Source organism: Catenulispora acidiphila DSM 44928, from assembly GCF_000024025.1.
GTDB classification, from domain to species: domain Bacteria; phylum Actinomycetota; class Actinomycetes; order Streptomycetales; family Catenulisporaceae; genus Catenulispora; species Catenulispora acidiphila.
The window spans coordinates 8,296,788-8,316,009 of record NC_013131.1; the positions used below are offsets into that span (position 1 = coordinate 8,296,788).

General features: G+C 67.4%; 16 protein-coding genes and 1 tRNA gene. 10 read left to right on the forward strand and 7 right to left on the reverse strand.

Annotation, left to right across the window (positions count from 1 at the left end; genetic code table 11):
- Window positions 1-16: 16 nt before the first annotated feature.
- The gene (locus CACI_RS35330; protein ID WP_015795692.1) at window positions 17-631 is read left to right on the forward strand and encodes a TetR/AcrR family transcriptional regulator; all 615 of its coding nucleotides are present in this window, start codon (window positions 17-19) and stop codon (window positions 629-631) included.
- 110 nt (window positions 632-741) lie between these two features.
- On the forward strand, window positions 742-1,506 hold the full coding sequence (locus tag CACI_RS35335) for an SDR family NAD(P)-dependent oxidoreductase (protein ID WP_015795693.1): 765 nt from the start codon (window positions 742-744) through the stop codon (window positions 1,504-1,506).
- 16 nt (window positions 1,507-1,522) lie between these two features.
- Here the strand turns inward: CACI_RS35335 and CACI_RS35340 are convergent, their stop codons facing one another.
- Both CACI_RS35340 and CACI_RS35345 read right to left on the reverse strand, forming a co-directional pair.
- Window positions 1,523-2,236, reverse strand: coding sequence for a TetR family transcriptional regulator (locus tag CACI_RS35340; RefSeq protein WP_015795694.1), 714 nt, complete (start codon window positions 2,234-2,236; stop codon window positions 1,523-1,525).
- A 62-nt stretch (window positions 2,237-2,298) separates the two neighbouring features.
- Window positions 2,299-3,273: an amidohydrolase family protein gene (locus CACI_RS35345; RefSeq protein WP_041543137.1), complete on the reverse strand. Its 975-nt coding sequence runs from the start codon at window positions 3,271-3,273 to the stop codon at window positions 2,299-2,301.
- A 191-nt stretch (window positions 3,274-3,464) separates the two neighbouring features.
- On the opposite strand from CACI_RS35345, the gene CACI_RS46500 reads away from it, so the two are divergent.
- From CACI_RS46500 to CACI_RS51690, 3 genes are all read left to right on the forward strand, one after another.
- Window positions 3,465-3,896, forward strand: coding sequence for a YidB family protein (locus CACI_RS46500; RefSeq protein ID WP_015795696.1), 432 nt, complete (start codon window positions 3,465-3,467; stop codon window positions 3,894-3,896).
- 186 nt (window positions 3,897-4,082) lie between these two features.
- Window positions 4,083-4,158 (forward strand) — tRNA-Ala (locus tag CACI_RS35355).
- A gap of 121 nt (window positions 4,159-4,279) precedes the next feature.
- Window positions 4,280-4,429, forward strand: coding sequence for a hypothetical protein (locus CACI_RS51690; protein ID WP_190276670.1), 150 nt, complete (start codon window positions 4,280-4,282; stop codon window positions 4,427-4,429).
- A gap of 209 nt (window positions 4,430-4,638) precedes the next feature.
- On the opposite strand, the gene CACI_RS54510 is transcribed toward CACI_RS51690, so the two are convergent.
- From CACI_RS54510 to CACI_RS35380, 5 genes are all read right to left on the reverse strand, one after another.
- Window positions 4,639-4,965, reverse strand: a complete 327-nt coding sequence (locus tag CACI_RS54510) for a zinc ribbon domain-containing protein (RefSeq protein WP_015795697.1) — start codon at window positions 4,963-4,965, stop codon at window positions 4,639-4,641.
- Between the two features lie 918 nt (window positions 4,966-5,883).
- Window positions 5,884-6,294 (reverse strand): hypothetical protein, encoded by a 411-nt coding sequence (locus CACI_RS35365; protein WP_143765513.1) that lies wholly within the window; start codon window positions 6,292-6,294, stop codon window positions 5,884-5,886.
- Window positions 6,295-7,428: 1,134 nt separating this feature from the next.
- The gene (locus CACI_RS35370) at window positions 7,429-9,045 is read right to left on the reverse strand and encodes a discoidin domain-containing protein (RefSeq protein WP_015795698.1); all 1,617 of its coding nucleotides are present in this window, start codon (window positions 9,043-9,045) and stop codon (window positions 7,429-7,431) included.
- A gap of 405 nt (window positions 9,046-9,450) precedes the next feature.
- Entirely contained in the window at window positions 9,451-11,325 is a 1,875-nt protein-coding gene (locus CACI_RS35375) for a flavin monoamine oxidase family protein (RefSeq protein WP_015795699.1), read from the reverse strand.
- Window positions 11,326-11,605: 280 nt separating this feature from the next.
- Window positions 11,606-13,075, reverse strand: a complete 1,470-nt coding sequence (locus CACI_RS35380) for an MFS transporter (RefSeq protein WP_015795700.1) — start codon at window positions 13,073-13,075, stop codon at window positions 11,606-11,608.
- 105 nt (window positions 13,076-13,180) lie between these two features.
- Between CACI_RS35380 and CACI_RS35385 the strand changes: the two genes are divergently transcribed.
- The 5 genes from CACI_RS35385 to CACI_RS35405 all read left to right on the forward strand — a co-directional run bounded on the left by CACI_RS35385 (window position 13,181) and on the right by CACI_RS35405 (window position 19,215).
- Complete coding sequence (locus tag CACI_RS35385) at window positions 13,181-13,747, forward strand: TetR/AcrR family transcriptional regulator (protein WP_015795701.1); 567 nt, start codon at window positions 13,181-13,183, stop codon at window positions 13,745-13,747.
- Window positions 13,748-13,882: 135 nt separating this feature from the next.
- A complete protein-coding gene (locus CACI_RS35390) occupies window positions 13,883-15,154 on the forward strand; it encodes an alpha/beta fold hydrolase (RefSeq protein WP_015795702.1) in 1,272 nt (423 codons plus the stop codon).
- Window positions 15,155-15,303: 149 nt separating this feature from the next.
- Window positions 15,304-16,263 (forward strand): LysR family transcriptional regulator, encoded by a 960-nt coding sequence (locus CACI_RS35395; RefSeq protein WP_015795703.1) that lies wholly within the window; start codon window positions 15,304-15,306, stop codon window positions 16,261-16,263.
- Window positions 16,264-16,407: 144 nt separating this feature from the next.
- The gene (locus CACI_RS35400; protein ID WP_015795704.1) at window positions 16,408-17,385 is read left to right on the forward strand and encodes an ABC transporter permease; all 978 of its coding nucleotides are present in this window, start codon (window positions 16,408-16,410) and stop codon (window positions 17,383-17,385) included.
- A gap of 69 nt (window positions 17,386-17,454) precedes the next feature.
- The gene (locus CACI_RS35405) at window positions 17,455-19,215 is read left to right on the forward strand and encodes an ABC transporter substrate-binding protein (protein ID WP_015795705.1); all 1,761 of its coding nucleotides are present in this window, start codon (window positions 17,455-17,457) and stop codon (window positions 19,213-19,215) included.
- Window positions 19,216-19,222 lie beyond the last annotated feature (7 nt).

A 19,222-nucleotide genomic window follows, 5' to 3' on the forward strand; every position in this document is an offset into this window, starting at 1 on the left:
AGCTGGGAGGCGCGCGATGAGCGGAGTCGCAGGCACTGTGCTGACGGCGAAGGGCCGCGCCACCCGGGCCCGCATCGTCGAGGGCGCGGCCGAGGTGCTGCGCGAGACCGGCGTCGACCTGGCCACGCTGGACGACGTGATGGCCCGCACCCACACCAGCAAGAGCCAGCTGTTCCACTACTTCCCGGCGGGCAAGGACGAGCTGCTGCTGGCGGTCGCGGGCTACGAGGCCGACCGCGTCATGGAGCATCAGGAGCCTTATTTGGGCTGCCTGGACACCTGGGAGGCGTGGGAGCGGTGGCGCGACGCGACCGTGCAACGCTATGAGGAGCAAGGCGATCGGTGTCCGTTGGGAACACTGTCGCTGTACTTGGGACGGAGCACGCCGGGGGCGCGGGCGGTGGTCGTGACGCTGCTGCGGCAATGGCAGGCGGCGCTGGCGGTCGGGGTGCGCGCTTTGCAGGAAGCGGGGCGGCTTCCCGCCTCGGTCGACGCCGACGAGCGCGCCGCCGCGTTGCTGGCTGCGATCCAGGGCGGCGTAGGGATTCTGCTGGCGACCGGCGACGCCTACCATCTGCGTGTCGCGCTGTTTCAGGGGGTCGCCGACTTGCGGCGGCTAGCGACTGACTGACGCCTCGCGCCACGGGTTGCTCCTCGACCTCCCCAGACTGGACTTGCTGGTCCATTTTTTCCCTCGCAGAGTGGTTCCCGCAGCTTGGAACAAGAACTCGGGAGTGCGAAATGAGTGGACGTCTGCAGGGCAAGCGCGCGCTGGTCACCGGCTCGACGAGCAACATCGGCCGCGCCATCGCCGAAGCCTTCGCCGCCGAGGGGGCGCACGTGATCGTCTCCGGCCGGGACACGACGCGCGGCGCCGAGGTCGTCGACGGCATCCGCGCCAAGGGCGGCCGCGCCGACTTCGCCCGCGCCGACCTCGACGGCAGCCCCGAAGCCTCCCGCGCGCTGGCGGAGGAGGCCGAGGCGCTCCTCGGCGACGGCATCGACATCCTGGTCAACAACGCCGGCATCTACCCGCCCGGCACCACCGTGAGCACCGACGAGGCGACCTTCGACCGCGTCTACGCGGTGAACGTGAAGGCACCCTTCTTCCTGACGCAGGAGATCGCCCCGCAGATGGCAGCCGCGGGCGGCGGCACCATCATCAACCTCGGCTCCTGGGTCGCCCGCCTCGCCGTCCCCGTCGGCGCCCTCTACGCCTCGACGAAGGGCGCCATGGAGACGCTGACCCGCGCCTGGGCCGCGGAGTTCGGCCCGCGCGGCGTGCGCGTGAACGCGGTGTCCCCCGGCGTGATCCTGGAGCCGACGCCGGGCCAGGCGCACCCCGGCGAGGTGATGGTGAACGGCACCCCGGCCGGACGGCTGGGGAAGCCGCAGTACATCGCGGACGCGGTGGTGTACCTGGCCAGCGATGAGGCTTCTTACTTGCACGGCACCGTGCTGGACGTGGACGGCGGCCGGACGGCTGCGGCGGTCATCGCGGCTTAAGACCGCGCTGTTGGGCTCAGTCCAGTGCTTCTTGGACGCGCTGCACGACCCGCCACATCGGCGTTCCGCGCCTGGCCACCACCACCATGACGTCCTCTTCCGGTTCCGCGGTGCGCGGGGCGGAGGGGACGTCGTCGGTGTATGTCGCGCGGACCCATTCCAAGGCGTGCTCGACGAGTTCGGCGGGGTCACCGTGGCCGTCGGAGCGGAGCCAGCCGCGCAGGGCATGGTTGTGGGCGGCGACTACGGCTGCTGAGACGACGTCGGCGCGGAGGTCGCCGTCGGCGCGTCCGCTGTAGCGGGCGCGGAGGAAGGCGGCCAGGGCGCTCTCGTAGCGGCGGACTACTGCGAGTTCGTGCGTACGCAGCGCCGGGACCTGGCGGGTCAGCTTGTAGCGGGCCAGGGAGAACTCGGGGTCGGCGGCGTACATCGCCAGGACCATGCGGGCGGCGTCGCAGACCCGGGCGACGGGGTCCTGGGCGAAGCCGGACTCGTCGGCGAGGAAGTCGGACATGCGGGCGAGGGTGCCCTCGTGGTCGGGGAAGACCACCGATTCCTTCGAGGGGAAGTAGCGGAAGAAGGAGCGGCGGCCGACTCCCGCGCGCGCCACGATGTCGTCGACGGTGGTCGCGTCGAAGCCGTGCTCGGCGAACAGGGCCACGGCCGCCGAGACCAGCGCGTCGCGCATCGCCGGGCGGGTCTCGGCGCGGTCGGGCTGGTCGGCGGACATGGCTGGACGGTAACACTGCGCATGACGACGTCCCATACCGATGCGGTCCAATGCGGTCCGCGTCACACGGGTGGTTGCTCTGCCCCACTTCTCATATCAAGGAAGTCGGCGGCATTCACATCCACAATCATCTTCGCCTGGGCTTCCGGCAATCCCGCGGCAAGGATGTACTCGATGTGGTCCCGCAGCGACGGTCCCTGCTCAAAGGGATAGTCAGTGCCCAGCAGCAAGCGCTCCGGTCCGACGACTTCGGCTGTCAGCCGCAGCGCCGCCGGGAGCGGATTCGCCGTGTCGTAGGCGATGCCGCGCATCAGTTGGCCGGCGCTCGGCGCATCTTTCGGCAGGTACCAGTCCCGGTGCCGGTCCAGGCGCTGGATGAGGAAGGGCAGGTAGCCACCCATGTGCGGGGCGATGATCCGAATATCGGGGTACTTCACGGTCAGACCCGCCTGGAACAGCTGCAGGATCGCGGTCGAGACCTCCGCCGCGTAGCCGATGACCCGGTCGAGCTTGGACGCCTGCATGAGCGGCGAGCCGGCCGACTCCCCGATCGGGTGCACGAACAGCACGCCCTTGCGCCGGTTCAGCGCCGCGAACAACGGCTCGAAGTCCGGGTGGCTCAGCGGACGCCCGAGGATCGAGGTCCCGACCGCGGCGCCGAGCATGCCGTCCTGCTCCATGGCCCGGTTGAGCTCGTCGACGGATGCCAGGATGTGCGGAAGCGGCAGCGCGGCCAGGGCCCGAAGCCGCTCGGGATACTGCGCGACGGTCTGCGCCAGCGCCACATTCGCACACCTGGCAGCCTCCACAGCCGCCGTCGGATCACCCGTATACGGCCCTTGCGGGCAGGTCGAGAGCAGTTGCACGTCCACGCCGACCGCGTCCATCGCCGCCAGCCGCAGGCGCAGCTCGCGCTCGCCGTCCCCACCGCCGAGCGCCCGGACCTCGCGCGTACCGACCCCGCCGTCCTGCCGGAAGTCATCGAGGAGGTCCAAGTAGGCGGCCGGGAACAGGTGCGCGTGGACATCGACTCTCATGCCGCCAGGCTGGCCCGCACCCCGCCACCCGGCGTCCCAGAACCCCGGCACCACCGCCGTCCGGACGAAGCCGCGCACCCCGTTGCCCCGAACGGCTGCCTCCCAGAGCGCACCCCAACTCGCCGTCCCAAAGGCTCGTACAAGGCCCGAAGCCACCCCGGCCCGAGCCCGGCAAGAAAGGCGGCAATGCCATGGCCGACACCCCCGACCTGGGCAAACTCTGGAAACAGCTGACCGACAGCGTCGGCGGCGGCATGGGCGAAGCCCTCGAGAAGCTCAAGAAGAGCAGCATCGGCGAGCAAGTCCAATCCTGGATCGGCAAGGGCGAGAACAAGCCCGTCAACGCCGACCAGCTCACCCAAGCCATCGGCCAGGACAAGATGGACCAAATCGCCCACCAAGCAGGCACCACCCCCGAACAAGCAGCCCAAACCATGGCCGAAAAACTCCCCGGCATGGTCGACAAAATGACCCCCGACGGCCAACTCCCCACCCCCACCACCATCAAGGACAACGCCGCCGGCGCCGCCCAAACCATGCCCACCACAGCCGCCAACGCCATGGGCAACCCCACCACCACAGCCCAACAGCAAACCCCCCGCACCAACCCCCCGCCCATGTAGCACCCCCGGGAGCGCACCCACACCCCCCCACCGGCCGGACCCCGCACCCCGGGGCCCGGCCCACCCACACCCAAACCCCCAGGTAGCGAATCGATTTCCCATCCACCCGCAGCTCTGGCTAATATAGGCAACGCCCGCCGGGGAGATCAGCAAGATCGATCAGACGATCTCACCGGGGGACCAGATGGGGCTTTAGCTCAGTTGGTAGAGCATTTGTCTGGCAGACAAAAGGTCAGGGGTTCAAGTCCCCTAAGCTCCACCATTGCGGTCTTACTCGAACCGCCGTTCGTAAGGGCGGTTCCGAGGAGGACTGTAGGGGTGATCATGACGGCGGTACTGTCCTTCAGGACGGTGCCGCCTTCTTGCTGCGGCGCCGCTGAATCGTGGAGCGCCGCGCGCTGAGTTTCGACGAGTGGCCGGATGGTGTCGGTGAGGTCGTCACGGGCGACGAATGGCGCGCCTTCGGTCTCGTCAATGTAGATCTTGGTGAAGCACGCCTGATTGAGCACCTTTCGGGCCGGGTCGCCGGCTAGGCGGTAGAGCCGGTGCACGTCGCCGAGCAGGTCCAGCAGCCCGGTTAGGGCGGAGTGCCCCGCGTCCAGGTCGGGCGCCGATTGGAGCTGGTCTAGCTGGGTTTGGAGTCGCGCCTTCTCCTCGCGGATCGTGCGCATTTTGCCGGTGAGTTGGTCCTGTGGCCAGTCGGGATTGCCGACCAAGTCGAGAAGGCCGTCAATCTTGGCGCTCAGTGCTGTGAGCTGTCGCGTGAGTGGGTGCGCATGAGGCTGTCGGTGGTTCCGCTGTCCGTGACGGCCGCGCGCATGGCTGCGGCGATCCGGATGCGTAGGTCTGACGAGAGGGTGATGGTGGTGTAGTTGTCCTCGACAGCTCGTTCGACCTGGGCGATCTTGAGATATGGAAGGTCGCAAGTGTGCTTTTGCCGACCGGAGCACATGAAGTAGAAGTGCTGCTCTCCTGTGTGGGACTTGCCGGGAACGTACCAAACGCGGCTGGAGCAGCGGGCGCACCATAGTGAGCCCTTCAGGTAGTGGTGGTGCTTGCGGCGACGCAAGCCACCGCCGCGTTAGATGTCCAAGACCTCTTGTCTGTAGCGGCTTGAAGTGGCCCGGGTGTGGCGGCTGGAGGCGGCCCGGTCTGCTGGTTCTCTCCTTGCTCGGCTTCCGATCGGTGTAGCCCGGACTGGGCCCGCAACGGTGACGACCGCAGCCGCAGTGCCGCGGCTGCCGGCACCCATGGCGATGACGGTCATGGCGGACTGCAAGGGCCGGCTCTCTCAAACGGCTTCTACCGGTCTGCTCGGGCCACACGATGTCCGCCTTGCCCGTCAGCCAGGCAGGGTGGTCAGTCGAGACCGCCTCCAGACAAAACACCCACGAACGTAACTGGCCCAGGGCCGCTTCAATCCGCCACACCCGGGCCACTTCAAGCCGCTACCGCCCGAAGCTCGACCTACTCCGTAAACACGTCCTCCTGGCCCCGTGACCAGTTCGATCACGGAATGTGGGCCAGATCCACTTCAAACCGCTACAGACAGCCGTCCGCTTCGCGCTCAAATGGATCCGGTACCGGCCCGAACTCGTTGACGACTGTCTCGCCGAGACTTGCCTGATTATCCACCCACCCTGGCCTGCGATGACATCACACATCCAAAGTCAGTAGTCGAACATCTGCAAGGTTGCGATGGAAAAACGGCCGAGGTTAGGCCGCCCCACGCCCTGCCTCCAGCATGAATCCGCAGAAGGACGCAACCCTGCCGAATGAGAGTAAGTACTCTTACCGGTGGCCGGGCCGATATGAGACCTCGACAAAATCAGGGCTCTCTGACATCACCATGCACCGGCATCCATAGACGACACCACGCCACCGAAAGTCAGTTGTCGCATGCCTCTACTGATGGACATCATCTGCAGCAATCAATAGCTCTTCAGCAGGCGCCGCCTGCGGCGCCCGCCAACAGATACTGGCGCAGTTACGCTTCTCGTAGCGCCGCCAGTCCTTGGTTAGCCTCGCGCAAAGCGACCTTCAGGGCGGAACGCTCATCGATCGCCGTCAGCCTCTTGCGCCCGCCATCTTCAAACTTACGAGAAAACGAGGACCACGCCATATATAATGAGCGAATCAAAACTCTGGCCTCGCTACTACGCCGCGAGATCTCCGACGATTCCAGCGAAGACTTGGCAAAACCACCGCACCACTTGTTAAACCTGGCATGCTCGGCCTGAAGCTCGCCCACCAACTCGATGAGATCGTTACCCATCATCTCGCTGGCAAGCATTATGATCACGAGATTCGAAACCACAGAGGCTGTGGGTCGCTGCAGCTCCGCAGGTACTGACCAATCCTTCGACAGCGGAAACTCGCCGGCCTGTCTGTCCGTCATCCCATGCCCCAAAGTTTACAGACACCCACCTTCCGGAGAAAATCTGCATAATACGCCGCACGACTCCGGGTTTCGTAAATATAAGGGCGCTCAAATTGCGACTGCTAACCTGCGTCTTTCACCAAGCGAATCCATAGGTTAACCCCCGAAACGAGGAAGTGCCCCGCCACCTGGGATGATCTTGATTGCGAAGTCGAGACCACACCAGAGAACCGGAGCACTTGCCAGGTGAAGCCTATAACGACGCGTCCGAAGCTGTCCGTAAGTACCGACGGCAAGGGCGTGGTCGCACACTCCGGAGCCCGGCTGCCGGCCGATCTAGCCGAGGCCACCGGCCTTGAGCAAGCGTTCTCTACGGCTCTGGCGCCCTCGCGAGTCCGCGGCGGCGGGCACGATCCGGGCCGGGTGGTAGCCCTACTGTATTGCTACGGTCTAGCAGCAACCATGGAAGAATGCGAACAAGAAAAGATCGCCAGGTACGCCCGATCGCCACGGTGCGCATCAGCACGCCGACCCTCATAGGGTTGGCTGTGCTTGCCCTGCTCCTGCTTGGCTTTCCGCTTAACCTCTGGTAGTGATCAACGCTCTGTTGATGGTTTCGAGACCAGGTTGAGAGCGTGTTCCGGTTCTTCTGTGCAGCGAGGTGTTGGCGCAGCTCGGGGCTGGCGTGTTCGAGGATTCACGGACAGGGCGACGGCCTCCGCGTGACGATGGATTCTGCGAAGAATGCTCACCGTCACGGAGGGGGCCGTCGTGTCCAGCGTGCTGCATCCGGCGATCGTCTGCGGTCGGTTGGCGGTACTGGCCGGGTTCCGCAGCGCCTTCTTCGAGACGTTAACTAAGCTGACCAACGAATTCACGACCGAATGCGTCTTCGCCTTAGACCTTCGCCGTTCCTGGGGTGCTGCATCCGTCATCGTCGTTGTGGACCAGCACCGGCGTGTCGCCCGCGATCACATAGTACGTATGCAGTCCGTCGATCAGACGCCCCTGACCTCTGCCCTGTGGCTCGGCAGCTTCAGCTGCCGAGCCACAGGGCGTGTGCTTTTCAGCCGTACAGAGTCGCCGATCGAGCGTCCTCCCGAGGTCCGTATGACAGAGGCCTGTGAACAGTACGGAACGGCGCGCAGAGCGTCAGCCGCCGGCCGTCACCGGGATGTTGGTGAGGCCCTTTACGGCGTGGGTCACTGTGTTGGTGCTGTAGACGATGTTGGGGTTGGTGGCGCAGTCGGATTGGTCGGTGATGTTGATGGCGTAGTTGCCTACGTTGGCTAGGTCGGAGTCGTTGTTCTTCCAGGTGTTGCCGCAGCCGAAGGGGGCTACTATGCGGTGGACTTGGTAGCCGTCGGCTAGGACGCCGCCGGGGGGGTAGGTGCCGTGGTTGGCGGTGAGGGTGTAGTTGCTGCCCTTGACGTCGACCCAGGAGTCGGCGCTGTTTTCGCCGGAGACGCCGCCTGTGAAGGTGTTGGCTTGGACTAGGCCGCCGGTGGTGCCTTCTTTGATGTCGATGTGTTCTGCGGCGATGTTGGGGCCGAAGGTGTTGCCGATGGCCTGGTTGTTGTTGCTGCGGTCTTGGCCGGTGCTGTCGCCGTACTTGTCCCAGTTGCTCTCCGCTGAGCCGAAGTAGAGGCCTTCGCCGTAGCCGGGTTGGACGCGGCCGGTGTCGTGGATGGCGGAGTTCTCGATCAGGTTGCTGGAGCTGTCGGCTCGGAAGTGGACGCCTTCGTCGCCGATCTGGTCGACCTCGACGCTGTTCAGGGTGTTGTTGCTGGAGCCGTCGAGGACGATGCCCTTGGAGGAGTTGGTGACGGTGAATCCGGTCAGGTGCCAGTTGGTGACGTGGTTCAGGTGCAGGCCGTAGCCGCAGTAGGAGACGTCGCTGTTGGACGGCGGCGAGTTCGGGTCGCAGGCTGACGCGCTGTTGGAGAGCTTGGCGGTGCGCGGGCCGGTCAGCGTGATGGGCTTGCTCGAGGTCCCCGACGTCAACGTGTAGAACGCCCCGTCGTAGCTGCCTGGCGCCAGCACGATGGTGTCGCCGGGAGCCACGCCGGCCAGGGCCGCGGTCAGCGCGGCGGGGGTGCTGACGTTCCACGTCTTGCCGCCGGGCGGGGACGACGACGGCGTCGTGGACGGGGTGGTGGAGGGCGTGGTGGAGGGCGTTGTCGACGGCGTGGTCGAAGGTGTCGTCGACGGGGTGGTGGAGGGTGTCGTGGAAGGCGTGGTGGGCAGCGTCGACGATGAGCCGGGCGCGCCGGGGGTGCCGTAAACGGCCACTTCATCGATGGTGAAGCCCGCGGTGCCCGAGTACTGGCTCAGGTAGACCTGGATCCAGCGGGTGACGGTGTTGGCCGGGAGGGCGAGGGTCTCGGTGCCGCCGTGGCCGGTGGTCGTGGCGACGACCGTGTGCCAGCTGGATCCGTCCTCGGAGGTGCGGATCTTGTAGTTGGTGCCGTACCCGGCGCCCCAGGTCACGCTCACGTGGTCGACGGTCGTGTCGGAGCCCAGATCGACCTGCCACTGCTGCGGTTTGCTGGTGCCGCTCTGCCAGACGGTGCCGGACGCGCAGTCGTCGGCGTTGCCTGCTGTCGCAGAGTTCGACGACGCGGTGGCGGGCCGCCCGCAGGCGAGGTTGGTGGCGCTGGCCTGGGCGGAGGAGCTGATCGTGACCAGTGCGGCGGCAGCGGCGATCGTGAGCGCCGCGCCCGCCGAGACTATGTGCAGTGATCGGCCGGGGGTGGGGATGCCTCTCATGGTGCCCTCTCATCGACGAAGGGTCTCGGCGGCCGTGGCGGATCGAGCCGTCGAAGCGGTTCATATACATGAACTCAGTTCATTGATGTGACTGATGCCTGCACAATGTAGAGCTCACACAGACCCGTGTCGATACCCCAAAAGCCGCCGTCAACCGTGAACGGTCGACGGCGGCTCGCGAAGCGGTCCGAGCTGATGCGTCCCCAGGTCAAGCGCGGGCCGAGGCGCCCGCGCCCGACGTGGTCGGCCAAGACAGTGCCCTGAGGTCCCCAGCGCTGCGCCCGGTTTCATCAGAATCCAACATCGGGCTTGACGCCCCGGCCGGCGCTGCCTACTCTCGGATTTGAAGTTAGGAAACGTTACTAACTAAAGGTTCCAGCGATGCCATCGCCGACCCCGCACGACTCAACGTGCGTGCACCTCGAGGAAAGTACGCACCGCGGACTCCAGCGCGCCTTCGATCCACGCCGGCTTGAGGCTGGTGTGCTCCCCCGCGAAGTGCACGCGACCCTCGACGGTCCGCGTCGCCGGATGCAGTTCGTGCAGCTGGCCGGGCGTCACGACGACCGCCTCGCCGAGCGCGTAGCGGGCCCTGGCCCAGGACTGCGTGGCGCCGACGCCGGTGAACTCGGTGTAGACCTGCCTTCCGTAGATCCGAGCCATGTCGGCCAGGGCGAGTGCGTAGCGTTCGCCCGGCGTCAGGGAGTCCCAACGCATCGCGTCGTCCGACCAGCAGTAGGCCGCGAGCACCACACCACCGCGCGATCCCTGAGGCGCGTGCGAGGGGAAGTAGGTGAAGCGGCTCGGGTAGTCGGAGATGTTGCCGCCGCCGGTGAACCCGCCGGGTCCGCGCTCCCAGAACCGCGTCTTGAACTCCAGGAGCACCTTGGTCGCGTTGTCGTAGTGGAGCTCCTCCACCGCGCGGCGCTTGGTGTAGGACATCAGCGGCTCGAACTGGCAGAAGCGAAGGGCGCTGAAGGGGATGGCGATGATCGCGTAGTCGCCGTGGAAGGTCTCGACCGGGCCGATCGGCGCGCCGTCGCAGGAGTCTTCGCTCCCTGATTCGGCGGTCGTCTCGATCGTCACGCCGTGCGCGTCCTGGACGAGCTTGGTCATCCTGCGGTTGCTGCGAATCAGGCCCTTGAGTGGCGCGGCGAGTGCGTCGGTGAGGGAAGCGCTCCCGTTCTCGAACTCCCAGTACCGGCTTGTCGGGTTGATCAGCGCGTGGTCGAACAAGGTCGGGACCAGCGAGTAGTGCAGGCGCGACGTGAGGTTCTCCAGAGTCCCGACGGCCTGCAGCCGAGGTGTGTCCCAGCCCTGATTCTCGACCAGGTACCGCTGCGTGGAGTAGCCGTCGAAATCACGGAAGAGCTGCGTCCAGCCGTTCAGCTGCGTCGCGATCGGCGCGGCGCTGGACACGATCACGGGAGCGAACGCCGTGTTCGCCGCAGCCGTGGTCGTGGTGGCCAAATTCGTGCCGAACAAGCTGTTGAACGCGCTCGGATTCTGCGCGTACGCGGTCCGGGTCCGGCTCAATCCGTTCGAGGTGAGCAGGGACAGCCCGGTGGCCGGCGGCGCGCTGAACGGCGTCCCGCCCGGGCCGTTCGTCCAGGTCTCGCCGGTGAACGAGGTATAGGTCACCGGCGGGATCCGGCCGGTGGACACCGCGCCGGGGGCGACGTCGGCGTTGTAGAACAGGCGGCGGGTCAGGCCGAGCTTGTCGCCGAGCGCGAGGACGAGCGGGTGCGCGTCCGGCAGGCGCATGGCGCCGGCCTCGGCGTGCAGGAGCGGGTCGGAGAAGATGCCGCGGAAGGTCTTGATCCGTCCGCCGATCCGGTTGGCGTTGGCCTCCAGGATCACCACGTCGTGCCCGGCCGCGGTGAGAAGGCGTGCCGCGGTGAGCCCGGCAGCGCCGGCGCCGACGATCAGGACCCGCTTGCGCGCGGTCCGCGCGGGCAGCCGGCCGTCGATCAGGATCTTGAGATATTCGAGCTTGAGGTCGCTCTGCTCGTCGTCGCTGACCATCAGGACTTTGCGAGCCAGGTCGCGGGACGTCGCCTCGTCGCCGCCGCCCGGGGCGTCGGTACGCGGCGCGGCCGCAGCGGCGGCGTCGGAGGCGGGCAGGCCGAAGCCGGTGGCGGCGGGCAGGGCCAGCGTGGCGGCGGCCGCACCGCCGACCAGCGCGCGCCGCGTCAGGCCGGGACGGTGGGAGGAGTCGGCGTTTTCGGGAAGCTCAGCGTTTTCGGGCAGGCTGAAGCGACTCGAGAACCTCTTCTTCACGGTGCTCTTCTCTCTGTTCTCTGTGAGCGCGGCGCGGGAGGGGTGCGGCGGCGTAGGGCGCTGATGCGCGCGGGCTCGAGAGGTGTGGTGGTGGCTGGAGCCGGTGCAGCTCGCAGAGACTGCTGAAGACCGACCTATGTATGCGGGCGCTGAAGTACCGCCGCCGCTTCTCCGCCCTAGGGGTGAGTATGCGGCGGCGGCGTTCATCGCAGCCATCTGCGCAGCCGTAGTGTGGGATGGCGCGGCGCATGCGGGACCGAAACGCCCGCGGCGCGCCTCGTCAGAGGCTCTTCGCGGACACTTCGGTCGAGGTCGTGACAGTGCCCGGCTCGGTGGCACGGCGCGGTATCGCTGAACCCTGTGCCGGCTGGGACTTCGTCAGCCACAGACCGGTGAGAACAGCGGTCGCCAAGGTGACGGCACCGGCGGCGAGGAAGGCGCTGTTGAGGCCGGACTCGAAGGAGGCGCCGCCGGACTGCCGGGTGCGGACGACGGCTCCGAGGATCGCCACGCCGAGTACCGCGCCGATCTGGCGGGTGGTGCTGCTGATGCCCGATGCCAGGCCGCCTTCCTGCGGACTCACCGCTTGGATGGCCGCTCCCGTCAGCGGGGACATGGTCAGGCCGAAGCCGATGCCGACCAGGGCCAGCCGCCACCACACGTTCGTATAGCCGGTCGCGGCGTGCACCGTGCCCAGTGCCAGCAGTCCGACGCCCGCCAGGACCAGGCCGGCGGTGACCACGGCGCGGAAGGTGTAGCGGACGGCGAGCCGGCCCGCGACCGGGCTAACGATCACCATCGCGAGGGTCGAGGGCAGCGTTTGCAGCCCGGCGCGCAGGATCGAGCTGCCTTGGACGTAGACGAAGAACTGGGAGAAGAAGAAGGACGAGCCCATCAGCGCGAAGCCCACCACGACCATGGCGGTGTTGGACACGGTGAACAGCCGCTGCCGGAACAGCCGCAGCGGCAGCATCGGCACGGAGCGGCGCGCTTCGACGGCCACGAAGGCGGCGAGGAGGATGGCCGCGGCGCCGAAGCAGGACAGGATCACCGGCGAGGTCCAGCCGCGGGCGCCGCCTTCGATCAAGCCGTAGGTCACAGCCCCCACCCCCAGCACGGACAGCGCTGTCCCCGGGACGTCGATCGCGGGCGCGTTCGGATTGCGGGTCTCTGCCAGAGTGCGCAGGCCGACCAGCAGAAGGACCACACCGATGGGCACGTTGACCAGGAAGATGGCGGACCAGCCGAAGGCGTCCACCAGGACGCCGCCGGCGACGGGACCCGCGGCCAGACCGATTCCGCTGAGTCCGGCCCACAGCCCGATCGCCTTGATGCGTTCCTGCGGCACCGGATAGGCGGCGGCGAGGATGGCGAGCGAGGCCGGGCTCAGCGCCGCGGCTCCGACGCCCTGCAGCACCCGGCCGCTGATCAGCCAGCCGACGGTGGGCGCGAAGCTGCACATCAGCGACGCGGCGGTGAACACCGCCACGCCGGCCAGGTACACCCGCTTGCGGCCGAACCGGTCGGCGAAGACTCCGCCGGACAGCAACAGCATGGCGACCACCAGCACGTACGCGTCGACGATCCATTGCAGACCGGTCAGCTGGGTGTGCAGGCGGCGCTGCATGTCGGGCAATGCCGCGCCGACGATCGTGTTGTCGAGCAGGACCATGAACTGGCCCAGGCAGGTCACCGCGAGCAGCACGCCCCGGTTCGGTCGACCGCCTCGGGCCGCCGGCGATGCAGCCATGGGGATTCCTCTCACTCGGAAGCACTAACGCAGTCATTGACTGCGTTAAGACTGTACGGAGCCGTGCGCCACAAACGCAAGTCCTCACTGCGTTAAGGTGGGGGCATGGACGAGCGACAGTCGCCCCGGCGCCCCGGCGGACGCGGCGCCCGCGTCACCGCGGCGGTCCACCAGGCCGTCACCGATCTGATCAGCGAGCGCGGCTACGGCATGTTCTCCGTGGCCGACGTCGCAGCCCGCGCGGGTGTGGCGGACAGCAGCGTCTACCGCCGGTGGGGCAGCCTGGAGACGCTGCTCACCGACGCGGCGCTCAGCGGCCTCAACACGCGCTCGCCCATGCCCGACACCGGGAGTCTGGCCGGCGACCTGCGCACGTACGCGGCCGCCGTGGCCCGCGAGATCACCGGACCCGACGGCCCGGCGCTGGTGCACCTGGCCATCGCCCTGTCGAAGGCCGGCGACCAAGGGCTGCGGGCGCGCGAGGAGCTGCTGGCCGCACGCGCCCAGCAGCTCCAGTCCATGCTCGATCGCGCGGGCGAACGCGGCGAGCGGGTCCTCGACCCGCTCGACGTGCTGGACCACGTGCTGGCGCCGATGTATATCCGGGTCCTGCTCGGTGTGGATCAGCTGACTCCGGAGTACGTCGACGGGCTGGTCGACCGGTTGCTGTGAGCCGCGGGTCAGGCCGTCGGCAGGACTGCCGCGGCCACTGAGGCGTTGCCCAACGCCGCCAAGGGTGCCATGTTACGTATCACGCCTCACCATCGTCGAGGCGTCCGCGTCTATGGCACTGAGGTGACTCCTTTCATGAATCCGCGTCTGGCTACGACCGACCACGTGTTCACCGTTCCTCTGGACCATGATGAGCCTGGCGGCGGGACGATCGACGTCTTCGCGCGGGAGGTTGTCGATCCTGGCCGGGGCGGCGACGTCGATGGGTTGCCCTGGCTCGTCTTCTTGCAGGGTGGGCCTGGTGGGAAGTCGCCGCGTCCTGGCGCCTCCGTGCCTGGATGGCTCGGGCGGGTCTTGGAGACCCACCGGCTGTTGCTGCTTGATCAGCGCGGGACAGGGCGCAGTACGCCGGTCACGCCGGCTGTCGCGCGCGGCTTCGGCTCGGGAGAGGAGCTTGCGCGCTACCTCTCGCTGCATCGGGCGGACAGCATTGTGCGGGACTGCGAGCACATTCGTCGCGCACTGTGTGGCGATCAGCCGTGGGAGACGCTCGGACAGAGCTATGGCGGGTTCATCACCATGAACTACCTGTCGCGGTATCCGGAGGGACTGCGCGCTTGCTACGTGACCGGCGGGATACCCGGGCTGACCACGACGGCGGATGACGTCTACCGCAACACCTATCCGCGCGTCGCGGCGAAGAACGCGGAGTTCTACGACCGGTATCCGGAGGACCGCGCCACGGTTGCTCGGATCGCCGAGATCCTGACCACGCGCGATGTCCGGCTGCCCGATGGGGACCGGCTCACCGTCGACCGACTGCGCAGCCTCGGGCTGGCCTTCGGTATGGGAGACGGCTACGAGCGGATCCATTGGCTGCTCGATGAGGCCTTCGCCCGGCCCGGCGAGTTGTCCGACACCTTTCTGCTGAACGTGAGCCTGCCGACCGGCTTCGTCGAGAACCCACTGTTTACCGTCATGCAAGAGCCCTGCTATGGGCAGGGGTCGACGCCGACCGCGTGGGCGGCAGAGCGCATCAAGGCTGAGCATCCGGCTTTCGCCGCGGACGCCAACCCGCTGATGTTCACCGGCGAGATGATCTATCCCTGGATGTTCCGGGACCTGCGCGCTCTGCGGCCGTTCGCCGAGGCCGCCGAGATCCTGGCTGCCAGGAATGACTGGCCTGCGCTGTACGACCCGAAGCGGTTGGCGGACAACCGGGTCCCGCTGGCCGCAGCCGTCTACCACGACGACATGTACGTGCCCGCCGACTTCTCACTGCGCACGCTGAGCGGCGTCGGCGCGGCGCGCGCCTGGATCACCAACGAGTGGGAGCACGACGGTGGCAATGCTTCCGGCGGGTCGGTGCTGGCGCGGCTGATGGACATGGTCGCCGGAAGAGCCTGACGGCCGCTGGATGAGTCTTATGGCTGCTGGATGAGTCTGATGGCCGCCGGAAAGAACGACTAATTCAGGGCACCTCGATAACCCCTAACCCCTAGCCCATAACTCTCACCGACCGCCGCGATAACACCGACTCCGATGCGGGAGATCTGATGGAGCGACTGGAACTTCGTCACCTGCGCACCCTGTGCGCGATCGCCGACACCGGCAGCCTGCGCCGCGCGGCCGCCGCGCAGGGCTACTCGCAGCCGGCGCTGACGACTCAGCTCCAGCGGATCGAGCAGTACTTCGGCGAGCCGCTGTTCGCGCGCAGCAGCATCGGCGTCGTGCCGACCGCTGTCGGCGGCGAGATCGTGGCTCAGGCGCGCGACGTGCTGGCGCGCATGGATGCCATCGGGCCGCGTGGCCATCGGTCCGACGACGAATGCCGCACGGTGCGGCTGGCCGCCACGAACACGGCCATGTTGTCCGGATTGGTCACGCGGTTCCGGGACGCGGCACCGCAGTGTTCTGTGACGGTCAGCAGTGTCTACTCCTCGAAGGAAATGGTGGGAATGCTCGAGGAGGGATTGGTGGATATCGCGATCGGTGTGGATTATCCGGGGCAGGAGTTGCGGCACTCCTCGATCGTCGCGCACCGCGGGATCGTCACCGAGCCCAGCTTCGTGGCGGTTCCCGCGGGTCATCCCCTGGCCGCGCATCGAGAGGTGTGTCTGACCGATCTGGCCGACGACGCGTGGTTCCTCACGCCCGATGACGGCGCGGGTTGGCCCGGCGTGTTCTTCACCGCGTGCGAGGTCGCCGGGTTCCGGCCGGCGACCGTGCACGAGTTCCTGGGCGACCGCCGGCAGTTGCACGCGATGATCGCCGCAGGTCTGGGCGTCGCGGTGGTGCAGGCGACGTTCGAGACGACGGCCGAGGTCGCTGTCAGACCCCTGATCGGCAGTCCGCTGTGGTGCCGCTACCTGCTCGCCTGGCGGGTGTCGGCGGTCTCCGACGACGTCGTCGACACCGTCTACCGGTCGGCGTCGGAGGCTTATCGGGACCTGGTCGCCGACGCTCCGCATCTGCGCGATTGGGCTGCCAGGGCATACGGCTTTCCGCAGGAATAAGTATTCTTCGAGCCTTTATCGGCGCGGCGGTGTTATCGCCGCACTGCTATTTCTCTATCGCCGCGGGCATTGTCGGCGCGCATCTGGTGATGAGACTTTTCTGTCTCCACCTCGCCGCGCTTTCAGCTCCCGGAGCCACTCTCTATGATCCGCTCACGTCCCAGCAAGGACCTCACCAAGGACCCCGGCCGTCCCCGCACACCCGCGGCCCTGGCCTGGCGCCGGTTCCGCGCCGACCGGACCGGGATGGCGGCCGGGGTCGTGGTCGTTCTCTTCTTCCTCCTGGGTCTGTGCGCCCCGCTGATCAGCGCGGCGTATGGTAAGGACCCTTACACCACCTACGGGCAGAACGAGCCCGGGCTGCTCGACGAGTTCGGTTACCCCACCGGCGCGTTGGGCGGAGCCGGCGGCCGGTTCTGGCTCGGGCTCGAACCAGGGCTCGGGCGGGACGTGTTCACCCAGCTGCTGTACGGGATCCGTACGTCGCTGCTGATCTCGGCCGTGGTCGTGCTGATCATCACCGTGCTGGGGACCGCGGTCGGGCTGATCGCCGGGTACGCCGGCGGCTGGCTGGACGCCGGCGTCAGCCGGATCGTCGACATCGCGCTGTCGTTCCCCTCGACGCTGTTCATCATCGCCTTCGTCCCGGTGGTGCAGTCGCTGTTCGTCTCCGCCGACCGGCAGACGCCGACCTGGATGCGGGTGACGACGCTGGTGGTCGTGCTCGCCGCGTTCGGCTGGGCGCCGGTGGCCCGGCTGTTGCGCGGACAGGTGATCTCGTTGCGCGGCCGGGAGTTCGTCGAGGCGGCGCGTATCGGGGGCGCCTCGCCGATCCGGATCGTGCGGCGCGAGCTGCTGCCGAACCTGTGGACGCCGATCCTGGTCACGGCCTCGCTGTCGGTCCCGGTGTACGTCACGACCGAGGCGGCGCTGTCGTTCCTCGGCGCGGGCATCGACGAGCCGACGCCGGACTGGGGACGGATGATCCACCGCGGCGCCGAGGTCTACCTGTCCGACATCACGTACATGCTCATCCCCGGCGTCGCGATCCTGATCTTCGTCGTCGCCTTCAACCTGCTCGGGGACTCGGTGCGCGACGCGCTCTCGCCGTCAGGCCGCTGATCCGTCCCCGGTTCGACCCATCCCGGTTCGCCCCATCCCGGTTCGCCCCATCCATCGAAGGGATCTGCCATGTCCGCATCCAGGCGCCGGTCACGGTCGGCCATCGCCGTCACCGTGCTGGCAACACTGACGATCACCGCCGGGTGCTCGTCGTCGTCCGCCAAGAAATCCGGCTCCGGTCAGCAGGAGGCCGCGCAGAACGTGGCCAAGCAAGCCGTCGCGGTCGGCACGGCTGCCGACTCCCGGGGACCGGATCCGGCAGTGTCCGGCGCCAAGTCCGGCGGGACTGTCACAGTGCTCGAACACTCGGACTTCAGCCACCTGGACCCGGCCCGCGTCTGGTCCTCCACCAACCAGACCGCCGATCTGCTGCTGACTCGCCAGCTCACCAGCTACCAGCAGGTCGGCAACACCACCAAGCTGGTCGGAGACCTGGCCACCGACACCGGGAGCAGCACCGACGGCAAGACCTGGACCTACCACCTCAAGGCCGGCCTGAAGTACGAGGACGGCAGCACGATCACCGCTCAGGACGTGAAGTACGGCATCGAGCGCACCTTCCAGAAGGAGCTGTCCGGCGGTCCGCAGTACCTCCAGATGTGGCTGACCGGCAAGACCGACTACTCCTCCACCTACTCAGGGCCCTGGGGCGGCCAGGACCTGCCGCAGATCCAGACGCCCGACGCCACGACGATCGTCTTCCACCTCGCGTCGGTGCACGCCGACTTCCCGTTCGCGTTGGCGATGCAGGCTTACAGCCCGCTTCCCAAGGACAAGGACGCCAAGTCCGCCCTGGACCAGCACCCCTTCTCCTCCGGGCCCTACAAGGTCGACAGCCACGACATCGACAAGGGCATGGTCCTGTCCCGCAACACCCATTGGGACGCGAACACCGACCCGGTCCGCCACGCCTACCCCGACCAGTGGAAGTTCGAGTTCGGGGCGCAGGACGTCGACATCAACCAGCGCCTGGCGGCCGCCAACGGCGCCGACAAGGACGCGATGACCTTCAAGGTCACCATCGGCTCGGACCTGGCATCGCAGGTGAACTCGAGCCCTGATCTGAAGGCTCGTCTGGTCAACCAGGTCACGCCCTTCTCAGAGTTCTACAACATCAACACCCGGCGCGTGACGGACGTCAAGGTCCGCGAAGCCCTGCTGGAGGCGTTCCCGCGCGCCCAGACGCGGCAGCTGCTCGGGGGACCGATCTACGGCGACTTCACCACCACGATCCTGTCGCCGGTGACCAACGGCTACCAGGACTACGACCTGTACGGCGCCCCCGACACCGGCGACCCAGCCAAGGCCAAGGCGCTGCTGGCGACGACATCGACGCCGCACCCGACCATCGTGTACGCCTACCAGGACGACACCGCCTGGCAGCAGGGCGCCGTCGCCATCCAGCAGGCGCTGACCAAGGCCGGCTTCACCGTCGTCACCAAGGCGATCAGCGACAAGAACTACTACGACGAGACGCAGAAGACTGACAACCAGTTTGACGTCTACTGGGGCGGCTGGGGTCCGGACTGGCCCAGCGCCTCCTCGGTCATCCCGCCGTTGTTCGACGGCCGGCAGATCACCGACGGCGGCAGCGACAACTCGCTGCTGAACGACCCGACGGTGAACGCCGAGATCGACCGGATCCAGTCCATGACCGACCTGAGCCAGCAGAACACCGCCTGGGCCGCGCTGGACAAGAAGATCATGCAGGAGGTCCCCATCATCCCCTGGGTCGATCCCCGGCAGGTCTCGCTCTATGGGCCCGGACTCGGTGGCGTCCACACCGGCTTCATCGGCACCTGCTATCCGCTCGACGTCTACGTCAAGTAGGGGGCGG

What these genes read in the sequence shown, in the direction of transcription:
- CACI_RS46500 (WP_015795696.1), top strand. Translation starts at nt 3,465, where the DNA reads ATGGCCGACACCCCCGACCTGGGCAAACTCTGGAAACAGCTGACCGAC.
- CACI_RS35390 (WP_015795702.1), top strand. Translation starts at nt 13,883, where the DNA reads ATGAATCCGCGTCTGGCTACGACCGACCACGTGTTCACCGTTCCTCTG.
- CACI_RS35405 (WP_015795705.1), top strand. Translation starts at nt 17,455, where the DNA reads ATGTCCGCATCCAGGCGCCGGTCACGGTCGGCCATCGCCGTCACCGTG.
- CACI_RS35345 (WP_041543137.1), bottom strand. Translation starts at nt 3,273, where the DNA reads ATGAGAGTCGATGTCCACGCGCACCTGTTCCCGGCCGCCTACTTGGAC.
- CACI_RS35370 (WP_015795698.1), bottom strand. Translation starts at nt 9,045, where the DNA reads ATGAGAGGCATCCCCACCCCCGGCCGATCACTGCACATAGTCTCGGCG.
- CACI_RS35395 (WP_015795703.1), top strand. Translation starts at nt 15,304, where the DNA reads ATGGAGCGACTGGAACTTCGTCACCTGCGCACCCTGTGCGCGATCGCC.
- CACI_RS35365 (WP_143765513.1), bottom strand. Translation starts at nt 6,294, where the DNA reads ATGACGGACAGACAGGCCGGCGAGTTTCCGCTGTCGAAGGATTGGTCA.
- CACI_RS35330 (WP_015795692.1), top strand. Translation starts at nt 17, where the DNA reads ATGAGCGGAGTCGCAGGCACTGTGCTGACGGCGAAGGGCCGCGCCACC.
- CACI_RS35385 (WP_015795701.1), top strand. Translation starts at nt 13,181, where the DNA reads ATGGACGAGCGACAGTCGCCCCGGCGCCCCGGCGGACGCGGCGCCCGC.
- CACI_RS35335 (WP_015795693.1), top strand. Translation starts at nt 742, where the DNA reads ATGAGTGGACGTCTGCAGGGCAAGCGCGCGCTGGTCACCGGCTCGACG.
- CACI_RS35400 (WP_015795704.1), top strand. Translation starts at nt 16,408, where the DNA reads ATGATCCGCTCACGTCCCAGCAAGGACCTCACCAAGGACCCCGGCCGT.
- CACI_RS35380 (WP_015795700.1), bottom strand. Translation starts at nt 13,075, where the DNA reads ATGGCTGCATCGCCGGCGGCCCGAGGCGGTCGACCGAACCGGGGCGTG.
- CACI_RS35340 (WP_015795694.1), bottom strand. Translation starts at nt 2,236, where the DNA reads ATGTCCGCCGACCAGCCCGACCGCGCCGAGACCCGCCCGGCGATGCGC.